The 16,554-nt window shown below is 47.5% G+C and carries 10 protein-coding genes; 8 read left to right on the top strand and 2 right to left on the bottom strand.

Going from position 1 to position 16,554, the window contains the following annotated elements:
- Positions 1-105: 105 nt before the first annotated feature.
- Positions 106-2,016 (top strand): NAD(+) synthase, encoded by a 1,911-nt coding sequence (locus DWZ38_RS04950; protein ID WP_117850602.1) that lies wholly within the window; start codon positions 106-108, stop codon positions 2,014-2,016.
- Between the two features lie 5 nt (positions 2,017-2,021).
- On the opposite strand, the gene DWZ38_RS04945 is transcribed toward DWZ38_RS04950, so the two are convergent.
- Positions 2,022-2,480: a hypothetical protein gene (locus DWZ38_RS04945; protein WP_117850599.1), complete on the bottom strand. Its 459-nt coding sequence runs from the start codon at positions 2,478-2,480 to the stop codon at positions 2,022-2,024.
- Between the two features lie 101 nt (positions 2,481-2,581).
- On the opposite strand from DWZ38_RS04945, the gene DWZ38_RS04940 reads away from it, so the two are divergent.
- Entirely contained in the window at positions 2,582-5,911 is a 3,330-nt protein-coding gene (locus DWZ38_RS04940; protein ID WP_117850596.1) for a PD-(D/E)XK nuclease family protein, read from the top strand.
- A gap of 1 nt (position 5,912) precedes the next feature.
- Positions 5,913-9,749, top strand: coding sequence for a helicase-exonuclease AddAB subunit AddA (addA, locus tag DWZ38_RS04935; RefSeq protein WP_117850594.1), 3,837 nt, complete (start codon positions 5,913-5,915; stop codon positions 9,747-9,749).
- A 452-nt stretch (positions 9,750-10,201) separates the two neighbouring features.
- Here addA and DWZ38_RS04930 read toward each other — a convergent pair whose 3' ends face one another.
- On the bottom strand, positions 10,202-11,611 hold the full coding sequence (locus DWZ38_RS04930) for an RsmB/NOP family class I SAM-dependent RNA methyltransferase (RefSeq protein WP_117850591.1): 1,410 nt from the start codon (positions 11,609-11,611) through the stop codon (positions 10,202-10,204).
- 250 nt (positions 11,612-11,861) lie between these two features.
- Between DWZ38_RS04930 and DWZ38_RS04925 the strand changes: the two genes are divergently transcribed.
- The 5 genes from DWZ38_RS04925 (at position 11,862) to DWZ38_RS04905 (ending at position 16,399) form a co-directional block, all read left to right on the top strand.
- A complete protein-coding gene (locus DWZ38_RS04925) occupies positions 11,862-12,215 on the top strand; it encodes a YbaK/EbsC family protein (RefSeq protein ID WP_117850589.1) in 354 nt (117 codons plus the stop codon).
- A gap of 24 nt (positions 12,216-12,239) precedes the next feature.
- The gene (locus DWZ38_RS04920; protein ID WP_117850586.1) at positions 12,240-13,391 is read left to right on the top strand and encodes an RluA family pseudouridine synthase; all 1,152 of its coding nucleotides are present in this window, start codon (positions 12,240-12,242) and stop codon (positions 13,389-13,391) included.
- Positions 13,392-13,490: 99 nt separating this feature from the next.
- Positions 13,491-14,804, top strand: a complete 1,314-nt coding sequence (locus tag DWZ38_RS04915) for an N-acetylmuramoyl-L-alanine amidase (RefSeq protein ID WP_021924751.1) — start codon at positions 13,491-13,493, stop codon at positions 14,802-14,804.
- 153 nt (positions 14,805-14,957) lie between these two features.
- Positions 14,958-15,575, top strand: a complete 618-nt coding sequence (locus DWZ38_RS04910) for a helix-turn-helix domain-containing protein (protein WP_117850581.1) — start codon at positions 14,958-14,960, stop codon at positions 15,573-15,575.
- Between the two features lie 2 nt (positions 15,576-15,577).
- The gene (locus DWZ38_RS04905) at positions 15,578-16,399 is read left to right on the top strand and encodes a hypothetical protein (protein WP_117850579.1); all 822 of its coding nucleotides are present in this window, start codon (positions 15,578-15,580) and stop codon (positions 16,397-16,399) included.
- Positions 16,400-16,554: the final 155 nt, after the last annotated feature.

Raw genomic sequence — 16,554 nt, 5'->3', positions numbered from 1 at the left:
CGAAGGCGTAACGGTAAAGGAACGAAAACGTTATGTTTCTGGTAAAAATCCTGCATAATTGGGGAAGACACGCAGATAGAACGAGAAGGAAAAGAGGATTAGGTCATGAATCAGGGATTTATTAAAGTGGCGGCGGGAACGCCCGGGGTTACAGTTGCAGATTGCAGGGCAAATACAAAAGCAATTCTGGAAATGATTAAAGAGATGGAAGCACAGCATGCCAAGATCATGGTATTCCCGGAGCTTTGCATTACCGGATATACCTGTCAGGATCTGTTTTTGCAGAGAAGACTTCTGGACAGTGCGTGGGAGAGCCTGCTTGCTCTGGCAGAAGAGACACAGGATGTGGATGCGCTGATTTTTGTAGGCCTTCCTGTAAGGAAAAATGGCAAGCTTTACAATGCGGCAGCTGTACTGAATCATGGAAATATCCTGGGATTTGTGCCGAAAACTCACATTCCCAACTACAATGAATTTTATGAGCAGAGACATTTTTCCTCTGGGGAGGATGTCTGGGATGAGATCACCATCGGGGAGGAAAGCGTGCCCTTTGGCAGCAGCCTGATCTTCTCCTGCGAGGAGCTTCCGGAACTGACTGTAGGAGCAGAGCTCTGTGAGGATCTGTGGGTTCCCCTTCCCCCAAGCGTGAAGCTGGCCATGAGCGGCGCTCACATTATTGTGAATCTTTCTGCAAGCGATGAGATGGTAGGCAAGGATTCCTACCGCCGCGACCTGGTGAAAGGACAGTCAGCCCGCCTGATCTGCGGATACATTTACGCCACAGCAGGAGAGGGAGAGTCTTCCCAGGATCTGGTATTTGGCGGACAGAACCTGATCGCGGAGAACGGCGTCCTGCTTGCAGAGGCAAAGCGCTTCCAGAATTCTGTGATCTACGGGGAAATCGATGTGCAGAGACTGGCAGATGAGAGAAGAAGAATTTCCACTTATCCTTCTGCTGACAGTGCAGAGTGCCAGATGGTACCCTTTGATGTGGAGATTGAAGAGACCTCCCTGACCCGAAACTTTGCCCCATATCCATTTGTACCTTCTGTGAAAGAAGAAAGGGATATGCGCTGTGAGGAAATCCTGAACATCCAGGCAATGGGACTGAAGAAGCGAATGAGTCACATTCACTGCCAGAAGGCAATGGTGGGTCTTTCCGGCGGACTGGATTCTACGCTGGCCCTTCTTGTGATCGCCCGTGCTTTTTCCATGATGGGACTTCCTTCTGAGAATATCCGCTGCATTACCATGCCCTGCTTTGGAACCACAGACCGTACCTATCAGAATGCCTGCAAGTTAAGCCAGTGCCTTGGCGCAACTTTGACTGAGGTGAACATTAAGGAAGCGGTAAACATTCATTTCCGGGATATCGGACATGATGATTCGGTTCATGATGTGACCTACGAGAACTGCCAGGCAAGAGAGCGCACCCAGATCCTGATGGATATGGCAAACCAGGAAGGGGCACTTTTAGTTGGTACCGGAGATCTTTCCGAGCTTGCACTTGGATGGGCCACCTACAATGGCGACCACATGTCCATGTACGGCGTGAACGCTTCCGTTCCCAAGACTCTGGTGAGACATCTTGTCCGCTACTATGCAGACACTTGCGGCGAGAAAGAGCTGGAGGAAGTGCTTCTTGACATTCTGGACACTCCGGTAAGCCCGGAACTTCTGCCCCCTAAGGATGGCAAAATCGCCCAGAAAACCGAGGATCTGGTAGGACCTTACGAACTTCACGATTTTTATCTGTACTATATGCTTCGTGCAGGCTTTGAGCCGGACAAGATTTACCGCATTGCCTGCCGTACTTTTGAGAATACCTATGACAGGGAGACCATTCTGAAATGGCTGAAGACCTTCTACCGAAGATTTTTCGCCCAGCAGTTCAAGCGCTCCTGTCTGCCGGATGGCCCGAAGGTGGGAAGTGTTGCCCTTTCCCCAAGAGGAGACCTTCGCATGCCAAGTGATGCAAGCGCTGCGGTTTGGATGGAAGTATTGGAAAATCTTTAAAAATATCAATTTTCTGGCGGAGAACTGACTTGGTTCTCCGCCTTTTTCAGTGCATCCTCAATGGCGTTCAAAAGCAATTCTGACGTATACTTGCGGTCCGTGGAATACTTCAGGTTGTCAAGAGACTGGCTGTCTACAATCTGGCTTGCCAGAGATTCCAGGGATGGTTTCACAAGAGGAAACATAGCCGTAGTGCTTTCACTTAAATTTACCAGCTCCACAGACTGGATACTGTTCTGGTCCACCGTAACCTCCACGTCAAAGGTATTCTGGTTCAATGTGATGGAAGAGCGGTAAACACCAGGAGTATAGAGGGAGTCTGCTTTTCCCGATGTGGTCTGGCTCCTGCCCGGACCAAACATGAAGTAGATCAGTACACCAAGAAGTATGGCAAGAATGAGAAAAGCGATGGTGTACACCACTTCTTTCATATGTAACACGATGATCCTGGTTTTTGAACTCATGGTCTGCGCCTCCTGGTTTGCTTTGTTTATTCTATCCTATTATCAAACAGGGAAAAATATGATAGAATATTGTGATAATGCCAGACAGGAGGGAGACACACATGTCATTACAGTTTATTATCGGAAGTTCCGGAATCGGGAAAACACATTACGCCTGCCAGCGGATTATACAGGAATCTCTGGAGAATCCGGGAAAGCTGTACTATATTATTGTGCCGGAGCAGTTTACCATGCAGACCCAGAAGAACGTGGTAGAAATGCATCCGGGAAAAGGAATCCTGAATATTGACGTGCTCAGCTTCCAGCGCCTTGCCTACCGCGTATTTGAGGAGGTGGGCGGTGCCAGGGAAGTGCTTCTGGACGACACAGGCAAAAGCTTGGTACTGCAGAAGCTGGTGCAGCAGCACAAAAAAGAGCTCCCCTATCTGGGAAGTCAGATGAACAAACCTGGCTATCTGGACGAGGTGAAATCCCTGATTTCCGAGTTCATGCAGTATGATATCCGTCAGGAAGAGCTTTCGGACATGCTGGAAAAAACAGGGGAAGATTCCTTGCTTCAGATGAAGATGAATGACGTAAGCGTGCTTTACCAGGCTTTTACTGATTATCTGGAAGGGCACTATATGACTGGTGAGGGGGTCATGGATGCTCTCAAAAAAGCAATTCCCTTTTCCAGAAAACTGAAGAACAGCGTGCTTTTACTGGACGGCTTCACTGGCTTTACCCCTGTGCAGATGAACGTGATCCGGGAACTGCTGGCAGTCTGCGACCAGGTGCTTGTGACTGTCACCATGGATGTCAAGGAAAATCCTCTTCAAATGGGAAAACCTCACCAGCTGTTCTACATGAGCCGGAAAATGATTCATACCCTGTCCGGTCTGATAAATGACTTGGATGATCCGGTATACTTAAAAGAAGAAAAAAAGGGACGCTTTTCTGACGCCCCGGCTCTTGGATTTCTGGAGCAGCATCTGTTCCGCTACCGAAAAGCAGCTTATGGAAAATCCCAGGATGAAATCCGTATTTTCGCGGCAGAATCCCCCATCAAAGAACTGGAAGAAACGGCAAGGCGAATCCGCAGAATGGTCCGGGAAGAGGATCTGAAATACGGAGAGATCGCAGTGATCACCGGAAACCTGGAAAGCTACAAAAGTATTGCCTCCCAGGTATTTGAGGAGGCACAGATTCCCTATTTCCTGGATGAGAAGCATTCGATTTTAATGAATCCCTTTGTGGAATATATACGTGCCGCTCTTGAGATGGTGACAAAGGGCTTTACCTACGAAAGTGTTTTTCGCTATCTGCGCTGCGGCATGTCCGGAATCACCAGGGAACAGGCGGATCAGCTGGAAAACTATGTGCTGGCACTTGGAATCCGGGGCTGGCACAAATGGTCGGAGAAATGGGTGCGCACTTACCGGATCATGAAAGACGGGGACATCCAGGTTCTCAATGAGTACCGGGAGCGTTTTGTGACGGAAGTGGAAGCCCTGGCCCAGGGATTTTCCAGCGGCAAAAAGAAAGTAAGTGAATATTGTTATAGTTTATACCAGTTTATCACAGACTGTGACATTCAGAGAAAATTGAAGGAACAGGAGCTTTCCTTCAAAGCAAAAGGGGAAAAAGCCCTGGAAAAGGAATACGCGCAGATATACGGAATTGTTATGGAACTGCTGGACCGTATGGTGGAGATTCTCGGAGAAGAGGAACTTACAAGGGCGGAGTTTACCCAGCTTCTTGAAACTGGCTTCGCCAAATCCAAGGTAGCACTGATTCCACCAAGCATGGATCAGGTACTGGTGGGAGACATGGAGCGTACCCGTCTCAAGGAGATCAAGGCTCTGTTTTTCGTAGGTGTCAATGAGGGAAACATTCCGAAAAATACAGACTCCGGCGGGATCCTAACCCAGATGGATCGTGAATTTTTTGCAGGAGAGGGAATGGAGCTTGCTCCGGGACCAAAGGAGCTGATGAACACCCAGCGCTTTTATCTTTACCTGAATCTGACCAAGCCTAGCCGGTATCTCTGTCTTTCCTATTGTTTTTCCAACGGAAAAGGGGAGCCTGTAAGCCCGGCGTATCTGATCCACAGCATCCAGAAGCTTTACCCGGAAATTGAAGTGAAAAACGCCATGGATGAGGAATTTGCTCTTGGAAGCATGGAACTTCCGGGAACCAGCCTGGAATGCTTTTTGAAGGGACTGACAGAGGGAGCCCTTGGAAAAGGAGATCCGTTTTACGGCGAGCTGTACAGCTGGTACTTAAGAAGTCCGAAGTACAGGGAACTGGCGAGAAAGCTGGTGGAGGCATCTATGACCAGGCGTCCTTCCGATGTGATCAGCAAAAGCGTGGCAAAGGTGCTCTACGGAGAGGTGTCTCCTTACAGTGCTACCAGGCTGGAACGTTTTTCCGCCTGTGCATTTGCCCATTTTCTCCAGTATGGCCTGAGCCTGACGGAGCGTGCAGAGTATGAATTCCGCCCTATGGATATGGGAAATATTATGCACAAGGTTATGGAGAAATTTGCAAAAGAGGTGAAAAAGGAAGGGCTGAAATGGGCCACCCTTACGGAAGAAGAGAGAAATGAGATCGTGGACCGGCTGGTGGATGAGGTCAGTGCGGACTACGGCAATACCATTTTGAAAAGCAGCGCCCGCAACGAGTATATGATCCAGCGCACCAAGAGAATGATGAGAAGAACCGTGTGGGCAGTGCAGGAGCAGCTGAAATCCGGGGAGTTTGAACCGGAAGGCGTGGAGGTGGCGTTCCAGGGCGGACGTATTGACCGTGTGGATACCATGCACACAGAGGACGGCAAGCTGTATGTGCGGGTCATTGACTATAAGACCGGAAATACTTCCTTTGATCTGGTGTCATTGTATCACGGCCTTCAGCTGCAGCTGATGATCTATCTGGACGGTGCCCTTCAGGTGGAACAGAACCGTTATCGGGATCAGGAAGTGATTCCGGCCGGCGTATTTTATTATAATATTAAGGACCCTATGGTACAGGAAAAAATTGACGCGGATGTGGAATTAGTTCAGCAGAAGGTTCTAAAAGAGCTGAAAATGAACGGTCTTGTACAGGCTGACCGGGATCTGGTGGAGAAGATGGACAGTTCTCTGGTGTCTCTTCCGGTGTCCTTTAATAAGGACGGAAGCTTCCGCAGGAATTCCTCGGTTGCCACAAGAGAGCAGTTTGATGTGCTGAACCGTTACGTGAAGACCAAAATCTCCCACATCCGGCAGTCCATCCTGGACGGGGATGCCCAGGTTTCCCCCTATATGCTGGGGAAAAAGAACGCCTGTACCTACTGCCCTTACAGTACAGTGTGCGGCTTTGACACGGAGATTCCGGGATATGAATTCAGAAGGCTGAAGAATTTCGCAGATGAAGAGCTGTGGAATGCTTTTGCAAAGGAGGTGGAATAGCATGGCAGTAAAATGGACGAAAGAACAGGAACAGGTGATTGGACTGCGGAACCGGAACATTCTGGTCAGCGCAGCAGCAGGCTCAGGCAAAACAGCCGTGCTGGTTCAGCGAATCCTTGGAAAGGTAATGGACCCGGAGCATCCGGTGGACATTGACAGGCTGCTGATCATGACTTTTACAAGAGCCGCGGCTGGGGAGATGCGGGAGCGAATTGCCAATGCCCTGGAGGATGCCCTTGGGGAAAATCCGGAGAACGAGCATCTGCAGCGGCAGACTACTTTGATCCACACTGCGCAGATTACCACCATTGACGGTTTCTGTGCTTATGTGATCCGTAATTATTTTCACCTGATCGGACTGGACCCGGGATACCGTACCGGAGAGGAAGGAGAGTTGAAGCTTCTCCAGGAAGATGTGATGAAGGAGCTTCTGGAAGCTTACTATGCCAAGGATCAGGAAAAATATAAATATTTTATTGAGTGCTACGCTGCTGGAAAATCAGACGAAGGCATACGTGACCTGATTTATTCCCTGTATCATGCAGCCATGAGTAACCCATATCCGGATGAATGGCTGGAAAAATGTATTGACAGTTATAAAAATACGGATATAGAATCTATAAAAGCATCAGAATGGATGAAATTGTTATGGAAAAATGTTCTGGCAGATCTGGAACAGGCGAAAGGTCTGGCGGAGGAGGCCAGGAAGCTGTGTTTTTCCCCGGGAGGTCCTTATTTATATGATGACGCCATCTCAAGTGACCTGCTTCTGATTCGGGATGCACAGGAAAAAGCCCTGACAGGGGATTTTGATGGAACAAGAGCGGTCCTTGGCAGTCCGGCTTTTGCAAGATTGTCTACGAAGAAACCGAAGGAACCTGTGGATGACCTTTTGAAGGAACAGGTAAAGGCTCTTCGGGAAAACGAGAAGGATATTCTGAAGGATTTGGGAAGCAGGTATTTTACTGTGGGTGAAGAGGAATTGCCTCTTCTTCTGGAATGCTGCCGGGAGCCTGTGGAAATGCTGGTGGAGCTTACCCGGGAATTTATCCGCCTTTATGGGGAGAAAAAAAGGGAAAAGAATATTCTGGATTTTACAGATATGGAGCACTTTGCGCTGGAGATCCTTATGGAGCGGGTGGAGGATGAGGGCGCCAATGAGCAAGCTTTTGAAATGACTTTTGGAAACCAGGAAAATTCTCACATAACGAAGAGTGAAAAGAAAACTTCTGGATATGAGGATAAAAAACGAGAAGTGGTATATCGTATTATGAGCCAGGCTGCGCGGGAATTATCCATGAAGTATGATGAGGTTATGGTGGATGAATATCAGGACAGCAACCTGGTGCAGGAGATGATCACTACCTGTGTATCTGGCTGGGCGAAGAAGAGTAAGAATATTTTCATGGTTGGTGATGTGAAGCAGAGCATTTACCGGTTCCGCCTTGCCAGACCGGAACTATTTATGGAAAAATATAAAAAGTACACCTTAACGGACAGTGAAGAACAGCGAATCGACTTGCACAAAAACTTCCGAAGCAGATCCCAGGTGCTTTCCTGTGCCAATTTTATTTTCAGGCAGATCATGGGCGAGGATCTGGGTGGAATCGCGTATGATGAGGCAGCTGCCCTTTATCCTGGCGCTGTTTTTCCAGAAGGAGCCAGAGACGAATTTCTTTCAACGGAAGTGCTGCTTGTGGAAAAAGACTCAGAGGAACTGGAAGATCTGATGGAGGGGCAGGATGCCAGGGAACTGGAAGCACTTACCATTTCCCATCGGATTCAGGAAATGGTGGGGAAAGAGAAAATCCTGGATAAAGAGACAGGGGAGTACCGTCCGGTGCGATATGGGGATATTGTTATTTTGCTTCGAACTGCGTCTGGCTGGAGCGAAACTTTTACCGATGTTTTAAGTGCCCATGGAATTCCCGTATATGCAGCTTCCAAGACAGGATATTTTTCAGCACTTGAGGTGGTTACGGTTCTGAATTATCTTCAGGTATGCGACAATCCTCTGCAGGACATTCCCCTTGCCGGGGTGCTTCGTTCCCCGCTGGCAGGCTGTACCACCCAGGAGCTTGCCGTAATCCGGGAAGAAGACCCGGAAGGCATGCTGTATGAAAGCGTGCTGCATTTTCTGGGGGAGGAAGAGCAGTGCAGCCTGATTTCTCCTAAAGAAAGAGAAGCTTTGCAGGAAAAATTGCATGGTTTTATTACTCTTCTAAATGAAATGCGGGATCTGGCAGTTTATACTCCGGTTCATGAATTGATTCTTGAAATTCTGCGAAGAACAGGATACGGCAATTATGCCAAGGCCCTGCCGAATGGTGCACAGCGAAGCGCCAATCTTGCCATGCTGGTGGAAAAAGCCATGGATTACGAGAAAACCAGCTATCGCGGCTTGTTTAACTTTGTTCGCTATATTGAACATCTGCAGAAATACGAGGTGGATTACGGCGAGGTGAACCTTTCCGGTGCAGGGGAAGGTTCTGTGGAAATCATGACAATCCACAAAAGTAAAGGACTGGAATTTCCTGTTGTGATCCTTGCGGGAATGGGAAAACAGTTCAATTTCCAGGACTTGAATGCAAAACTTCTGATTCATCCGGATTATGGTCTTGGAGCAGATGCGATTTTGCCGGACAGGCGAATGGTGGTTTCGACCTTGAATAAGCAGGTGATCCGCCGTCAGCTTCTGGAGGAAAGTTTGGGGGAGGAAATCCGTGTGCTTTACGTTGCCCTGACCCGTGCAAAGGAGAAAATGATTCTGACAGGTGCTGTTTCCAATCTGGATAAAGAGTTGATCAGCCTTTCTCATTTTCGTGAAAATCAGACAGAGCTTCTTCCGGCGGAGACCAGGCTGAAAGGGAAAAATTATCTGGATTATGTTCTGCCTGCTCTGGCAAGACACAGATGCATGGACTCGCTTTATGAGGAGATTGGTCTTTTTCCGACGAAGGAAAATCCTCTTTATGAGGATCCTGCACAGTTTCAGGTGAAGCGTATTACTGCGCAGATGCTGACAGAGGCGGAGGTTGTGGACCAGGCAACGGGACAGATGGAGGAGAATCTTCTGGAGGACTGGGACAGCGAGAAGGTGATGGATCCGGGAATCCGAGAGGAATTGGATAAGCGTTTTGGGTTTGTGTATCCTTATGAATACCGGAGGGATATTCCGGTGAAGGTTACGGTGTCGGATCTGAAAAAGAAAAGTTATCATGAGGATGAGGAGATTGAGGAGGCTGTTTATTTTGAGCCGGATATTGTTCCTTTGGTTCCAAGGTTTATTGAGGAGAAAACAGAGGCTGAGGAAGAGTTTGCGGGGGCAGCCCGTGGTACGGCTTATCATCGTGTGATGGAGTGTCTGGAGTATGGGAAAACGGATACATCTCAGAATCTGAAGGAGCAGATTGAGGAGCTTGTTCAGAATCAGAAGCTTTCTGAGGTTGAGGCGAAGTGTGTTCGGGTTTCGGATATTCGTGGTTTTGTGGAGTGTGATCTGGGGCAGAGGATGAAGGCGGCAGCGCTTAAGGGGCGGCTGTTTCGGGAGCAGCCTTTTGTGATTTCCAGAAGTGCGGCGGAGATTGATGAAAGCTGGGATGAGAGTGAGCGGGTGCTGGTGCAGGGAATTATTGATGCTTATTTTCTGGAAGATGAGGAGATTGTGCTGGTGGATTATAAGACGGATTATGTCCGCAGAGGAGAGGAAAAGAAGCTGATTGAAAGGTATCATACGCAGCTGGAGGATTATGGGCAGGCGCTGGAGAGAATGACGGGGAGACGGGTGAAGGAGAAGTATATTTATTCGTTTGCGTTGAAGAAGGCAATATTGTTATAAAGATTGGGGATTGGATTCCCGAGGGGGTGTCTGGTGCCATTGTGCCTGATCTGGGAGCGGTGCGCAGAACCCGGAAAATCTAAGGGGATATTATTTTGCTAAAAGCGAAGAAGGGGGAGGACAAACTCACTGCGTTCAGACAGTGTCCTCCCCCTTCTTCAACGCAAAATCCTATTCCCTAAGATTTTCTCGGAACCTGTGCAATGCCCCCAAACCAGGCCCAACGGCGCCAGACACGTCGCAGGCGGAGAAAGCGCGAAATTTTCCACTTTTCAAAATTAATGGGACTTTATTTGACGTAGATTGGTTAGAGATGATGGTTTAGTATTTGGGAAAAGATATTAAGGATTGGCAGAAAATCCAGAAGAAAATTAATAGAAACAGGCTCACAACCTTTGGAAAATTAGAGATTGTGAGCCTGTTGTAGATATGCAGCTTGATAAAGAGGGATGCTATGCACGCCAGCCGGCAGGATATTTATTCTTTAAGGTTCCGTTGACAAGTTTGCCGAAGCCGAGGGGGTAGCCTTCTACGCAGAGCAGGTGCCATCCCTTGGTGTGGACGGTTTCTTCAGGGAGGATGGTGAGGGTTTCACCTTTTAAGTAGCGCTCCAGGCGAGGGTCATCAACGGGGAGGGAGATTATGGCTTCTACTTCATCTTTGCGGAAGGCCAGTGCAAGGGGCTGGGAGGGCTCGAAACGGTTTTTCTTCAGGTCACCCAGGTAGAGACCGTTGCGCAGGAAGGTGAGGCCTCGGAGGCTGCAGGATACGGGAGGCAGGTAATAGACCTTGTCTGCACGGACTTCTACGCGGTTCCAGTCAAAGGGCTGGCCGCCAAGGGAGTTCAGGCCAATTTCACTGAAGAATGCCTCCAGATATTTTTTTACATCTGCTGGCAGTTTGGTTCCTTTGGAAATAGTTGCGGTGGGCCCAGATTGTCCTTCTTTTTTCAGAAGGGCAAGGAAATGTCCTTCCCCTGCCATTTTATGTGGGAAAATACGCACACATTTTTTTAACTCCGGGCTGCCGTTTCCCCAGGCTGGATTTCCGCTGGAAAAGCCTTCGTAGTTTTCCATGGAAATGAGGGAGAGGTCCGGGCGCTGTTCCAGGAGCCAAGAGATGACCTCTTCGTCTTCTGCTGGGGCGAAGGTGCAGGTGGAATACAGCATCTGTCCGCCGGGCTGGAGCATGTCGGCAGCATTTAAGCAAAGCTGTTTCTGGATTTGGGAAAGCTCCTGGGATTTTTCAGGGGTCCAGTCTCTGGCAAGGGCTTCTTCTTTGCGGAACATGCCTTCGCCAGAACAGGGAGCATCCAGAATGATCTTATGGAAAAATTCCGGGAAGTTTTTTACCATTTTTTCTGGTTTTTCGTTGGCAACAAAGAGGTTGGGAATTCCGAAAAGCTCCAGGTTGCGAAGAAGGGCTCTGGCTCTGGTCGTACTGATGTCGTTGGCAACCAGAAGGCCGGCGCCTTTTAGGGCAGATCCCACAGCAGTGGCTTTTCCGCCGGGAGCGGCACACATGTCCAGCACATATTCACCAGGTTCCACTGGAATGCGGGAAGCCGGGGTCATGGCACTTGGTTCCTGAAGGTAATAAAGTCCTGCCTGGTAAAGGGGACAGCGGGAAGGGCGGACATCTTCCCTGTAAAAATAGCCGTTGGAAATCCAGGGGATTTTTTTTACTTCGAAAGGAACGATTTTTTCAAATTCCTCGCAGGAAATCTTGGCGGTGTTCACCCGAAGTCCGTAGGTGCGGGGCTGATCGTAAGCTTGAAGAAAGGCATCATAATCATCTTGCAGCATATCTTTCATTCTGTCCAGAAATGCCTGGGGCAGAACCAATGATCTATCTGAATCCATAAGGTTTCTCCTTGTATTTTATAAAATGGAGGATTGCGGGAGCCGTGCAGCTGCAAAGCAATCCGAGACGTCAAATAAGTATCAGAAGTAGTATACTGGATGCCCCGGGGAAAGTCAAACATGGCAGTGCAGTACATACTCTATTTTTTCGTACAGGATTTCTGCAATTTTACATTCCAAGAATGTGAATTTAGTGTTATACTAAAGCGTGTTTGAAAAAATTTCCATCATAAAAATGGAGGCATGACAAATGTCAGTAGATAAAGTAAAAAAATACTTCGCAGGATACGGCATGGAATCCCGTGTGCTGGAGTTTGATGTGTCAAGTGCGACGGTGGAGCTTGCATACAAAGTCACATTCGGCAAAAAAGCGAAAATGCTCACCCAGGAGCAGGTAACTGAACTGATCGGACATGCGGTGGGCGGCGTTTGCCCATTTGCCATAAATCCAGGCGTGGATATTTACCTGGATGCTTCCCTGAAAAAATATGAAACAGCATTTCCGGCATGCGGAAGCAGCAACAGTGCCATTGAACTGACCATTCCCGAAATGGAAAAATATTCCGGATACAAGGAATGGATAGATGTATGCAAGCCACGGTAATTCCAGCCTGGCAGTCTAAAGAATATGGAACGATATCTTGAGTTAACTGTCAACAGAGAAGGCAAAGTAGGAGAAATTCTCCGCAGGCAGGCGGGACTGACCAAAAAACAGATCAGCCAGATAAAATTTCGCCCCGGCGGCATTCAGAAAAACGGAATACAGTGCCGGGTGACGGAAAATGCCGTCTGTGGGGATGTGATCCGAATTTGCCTGGAAACCAGGGGGACTGACTCCGCGCAGTTAAAGACGCCTAAGTTCTTGCAAATCCAAGCTGAAGAAACGAAGAAGAGAAATGATACTTCGGATGGTTATGCAGATTTTGGAGTAGAGTGCAGAGGAAAAAACGAGAGTATTTCTGATTTGAGGTCTGATAGCAAGAAGGAATGCAGTGAAGGGAAAAACGCAGTTTCAAATTTTAAGTGTGGCTTTCCTGACTTAGAGATTTTGTATGAGGATCAGGATGTTCTCGCAGTCAATAAGCCAGCCGGCATGGTAACCCACCCATCTGGAATCCACTACCAGGACAGCCTGTCCAATCAGATTGCCGAATATTTCCGCAGCAAAGGGGAAGAAACCCGCATCCGTTCCATTGGCCGTCTGGATAAAGAAACCTCCGGTATCCTGCTTTTTGCCAGAAACCAGATCAGCGCCGCCAGGCTGCAGAAGCAGCGGGAAGAGGGAAAGCTGCAGAAAACGTATCTGGCAGTTGTGGAGAGAACTTTTGAGGAGGAGATATCACAAAGTTCTTCGCAGGAAATGTCCGTAAGCATGGAAAAAGAGAAGTGGGAGAAAATTTCCATCCCTCTTGCCCCAGATCCGGAGAATCCTCTAAAAATGGTACTTTCCCCAGCGGGAACTATTCACGGAAGCAAAAAGGCAGTGACCTATTACCAAGTCCTGAAAAGCTATGCGAACGCCTCACTTGTCCAGCTTCACCTGGAAACCGGGCGCACCCACCAGATCCGTGTGCACATGGCAGGCACCGGTCATCCCCTTCTTGGCGATACCTTGTACAACGAAAGCCAAACAGGGAAAGCATCTGTTCCCGGAAATCCTTTTACAAGAGCAGCACTTCACGCATGGAAGCTAAAATTTTACCACCCGTTTACGGGAAATAAAATCCTGCTGGAAGCTCCGTTTCCACTGGATTTTGAAAATTTTCTGGAGAAAAAATGAAACATAGAAGGTGTGCTGTAGCATTTTGCCATTTCACAAATAAAAACGCGCTGCAGGGACATCTGAAAACACAGCAGCAAGAAAGGAAGTATGAAACGTATGGGAAAGAAAAAAAGATGGATGGCAGCAGTCCTGTGCCTGGCCATGCTGGTGACAGCGGCTGTACCATCTACAGTAAATGCAGCAACCGAGAAATTCACAGAGAAGAAAGTAGTAGTCCTGGATCCGGGACATGGAGGATATGATTCCGGTGCTGTCGAAGTGCATAATGGACAGCAGTATATAGAGGCAGAAATTAACTGGAAAATTGCCAGATACACCATGCAGGAGCTGCAGAAATATCCAAATATAGAAGTGCATATGACCAGAAACAACCAGAATCAGTTTGTAGGTCTGGTAGACAGAGTTCTGATTGCGAAGAGTTATCAGGCAGACCTTCTGGTAAGCCAGCATATCAACTCTGCTGACACTCCTTATGCCAAAGGTGCCTCCGTGCTGGTTTCCAGCGGAACCTACCGTCCGTACCTGGCAGAAACAGAAAAGCTGTTTGGCAGGTATGTTATAGATGAACTGGGCAAACTGGGAATTTCCAAACGTTTTTCAGCCCAGGGCGGAATGGAATACCGTTTAAGCAGTGACGGAAGCGTTTATCCAAACGGAGCCAGAAGAGATTATTATGCTATTGTGGCACAGAGCGTGCAGCAGGATCTGCCTGGGGTGATCATTGAACATGCTTTTGTCAGTAGTCCATCTGATGCCTATAATTTTTTCCGCACCAACAGCCAGCTGAAAAAGCTGGGACAGGCAGATGCCAGAGCTATTGTCCGTTACTTCAACAGAATAAGGTCTCAGGAGCAGAGCAAAGATACCTCTGATACGGTTACTTCCAATCAGAAGAATGGCTGGAAAAAAGCCGGCAGCAATATGCGCTACTATATCAACGGGGTAAGACAGAAAAATCGGGTACTTCATCTAAAAGATGGCACCTACTATGTAGATAAAAACGGAAACCGGGCATATGGCTGGAAAACCATAAATGGAAACTGCTATTTCTTTGATAAGAGAAACGATGGAAAAGCCAGTGTAGGCTGGCTGACAAGGCCCAGCGGTGTTTTCTGCTTTAACGCAAATGGCATCAGATATGAAAACACTCAGTTGATTTCCACCAGTGGAAAAATATACATCATTGGTTCCGATGGAAAAAGATGTTCCGGCTGGACCAACTATCGCGGGGAAAGATATTACATAAATAATAGGGGCTACGCACATACCGGATGGCTTCGAAGGGGCGGTAAATGGTACTGCTTTGACAAAAAGAAAGGAGCCATGTACAGAAACCGCACTGTGAAAATGGATCCAGGCCAGATCAATTATAAATTTGACAGAAGAGGCGTCTGCACCAACCGAAAATAAACATGCAAAAAGTGTCAACTAATGATTTGTTGACACTTTTTTTTCTGTCATGCTATACTTCGGTTAACCAAAAGGTGCCTGCGATACATTACACAATGCGTTAACATAAAACAGGTATTGTCAAGAAATGAAATTCAAATGGAGGGTGACAGAATGAAGGCGGATTTTGAAAAGCAGATACAAGATATTTTCGGCACGACAGATATTGAAAAACTGCGCGAGATTTCGGAAGCTGCGCATAACTACGACTGTATGAAAAAAGAGCAGCCAGCGGGCAAGCATGCTTCCGGAAGAAAGAATTCCTTTACTGAGCCCCAGATTGCCAGGATTCTGGCACTGCAGGATCAGGGGGAGAAAATTGCCAGCATTGCCCGGGAATACCAGGTATCCCGCCAAACAATCTACAGCCAGATCCGGCGGGCCCATCATTTCAGTGATGACCCGGATGTGAAAATGCGCATGAATTTTATGAACCACAATGATCTTTGCACCACCATTGACATCGACTTCAGACACGAGAAAATTAAAATACAAAATTACACGGACAAAATTATCTTCCGTGCATTTGGCGTTGTAACAGAGCCAACCTGGGCAGATTTCGAATATTTCCTGGAAGATCGCTGCTTCCCCAGAACCCGCGACCACGCCAAGGACATTTTAAGAGAAATGGGAGTCCCCTTCTATGATCCCCTTTTGATCATTGAGAAGACCAAGGGCTATATGGCAGGGGACTACCAGTGGATTTTGATCGTCAAGAAGGAGAACGGATGACTATGAAGAATATAAACCTTGACAAGTATTCTCCTTTTCACAAAACAGGTCATACTTCGAAAGGAGATCAGCGAAAATGGGAGATTGACGGCATCTGGTACAAAGCAGATTATATGGGCTATGAGAGTCTGGCGGAGGTACTTGTTTCCAGGCTTTTGAAGAAAAGCAGCCTGAAGTATGCTTTTGTCACATATGACCTTACCAAAATTGAATATAACAATAGTTCTATAAATGCGTGCGTCAGCCAGGATTTCAGAAAAGAAGGACAGGTGCTGATTCCCCTGGAAAAATTATTTCGTCAGTACACAGGAGAAAGTCTGGCTGTGAAGCTTGCAGAATTTGCAGATGTCAGGGAACGCATCCGATATCTGGTTGAACAGGTGGAAAACATCACTGGGATAAAGAGTTTTGGTGAATATATAACAGAAATGATAGAAATTGATGCTTTTTTTCTGAATGAGGACAGACATACGAACAATATTGCGGTTCTTTACGATGAAGAAAATGAGCAGTATTTTGTAAGTCCCTTTTTTGCTCAGGGACTGTGTCTTTTGGCAGATACCAGACAGGATTATCCTATGGAATTGTCCATAGAGCAATGCATGGACAAAATAGAAGCAAAGCCATTTAGCAGCGAATTTGATACACAGCTGGAAGCTGCGGAAGAACTGTTTGGAACACAGCTGGAATTTCATTTTACAATCCAGGATATACATCGGGAACTGGAAGCGCTGGCGGATTTTTATCCGGAAGACATCCGCCAGCGCGTAGAACTGTTGATGCGCCAGCAGATGCGAAAATATTCTTATTTGATTACGAAGTGAATTTTATATATAGGGTTGCCGTCAGGTGACCTGCTTGCTAAGAAAAGCCTGCTTCCTAATAGGAGCGGCTTTTTTAAATAAATGCTATTGACAAAACTATATTATATGGCGTATAGTATTATCAATCAAACAATATTGATGAATCATATAATATG

The organism is Ruminococcus sp. AF31-8BH (assembly GCF_003460605.1).
In the GTDB taxonomy this organism is placed as follows: Bacteria; Bacillota; Clostridia; order Lachnospirales; family Lachnospiraceae; genus Blautia_A; species Blautia_A acetigignens.
Note: the sequence above shows the minus strand (reverse complement) of the source record. Positions and strands in the feature narration are given on the sequence as shown.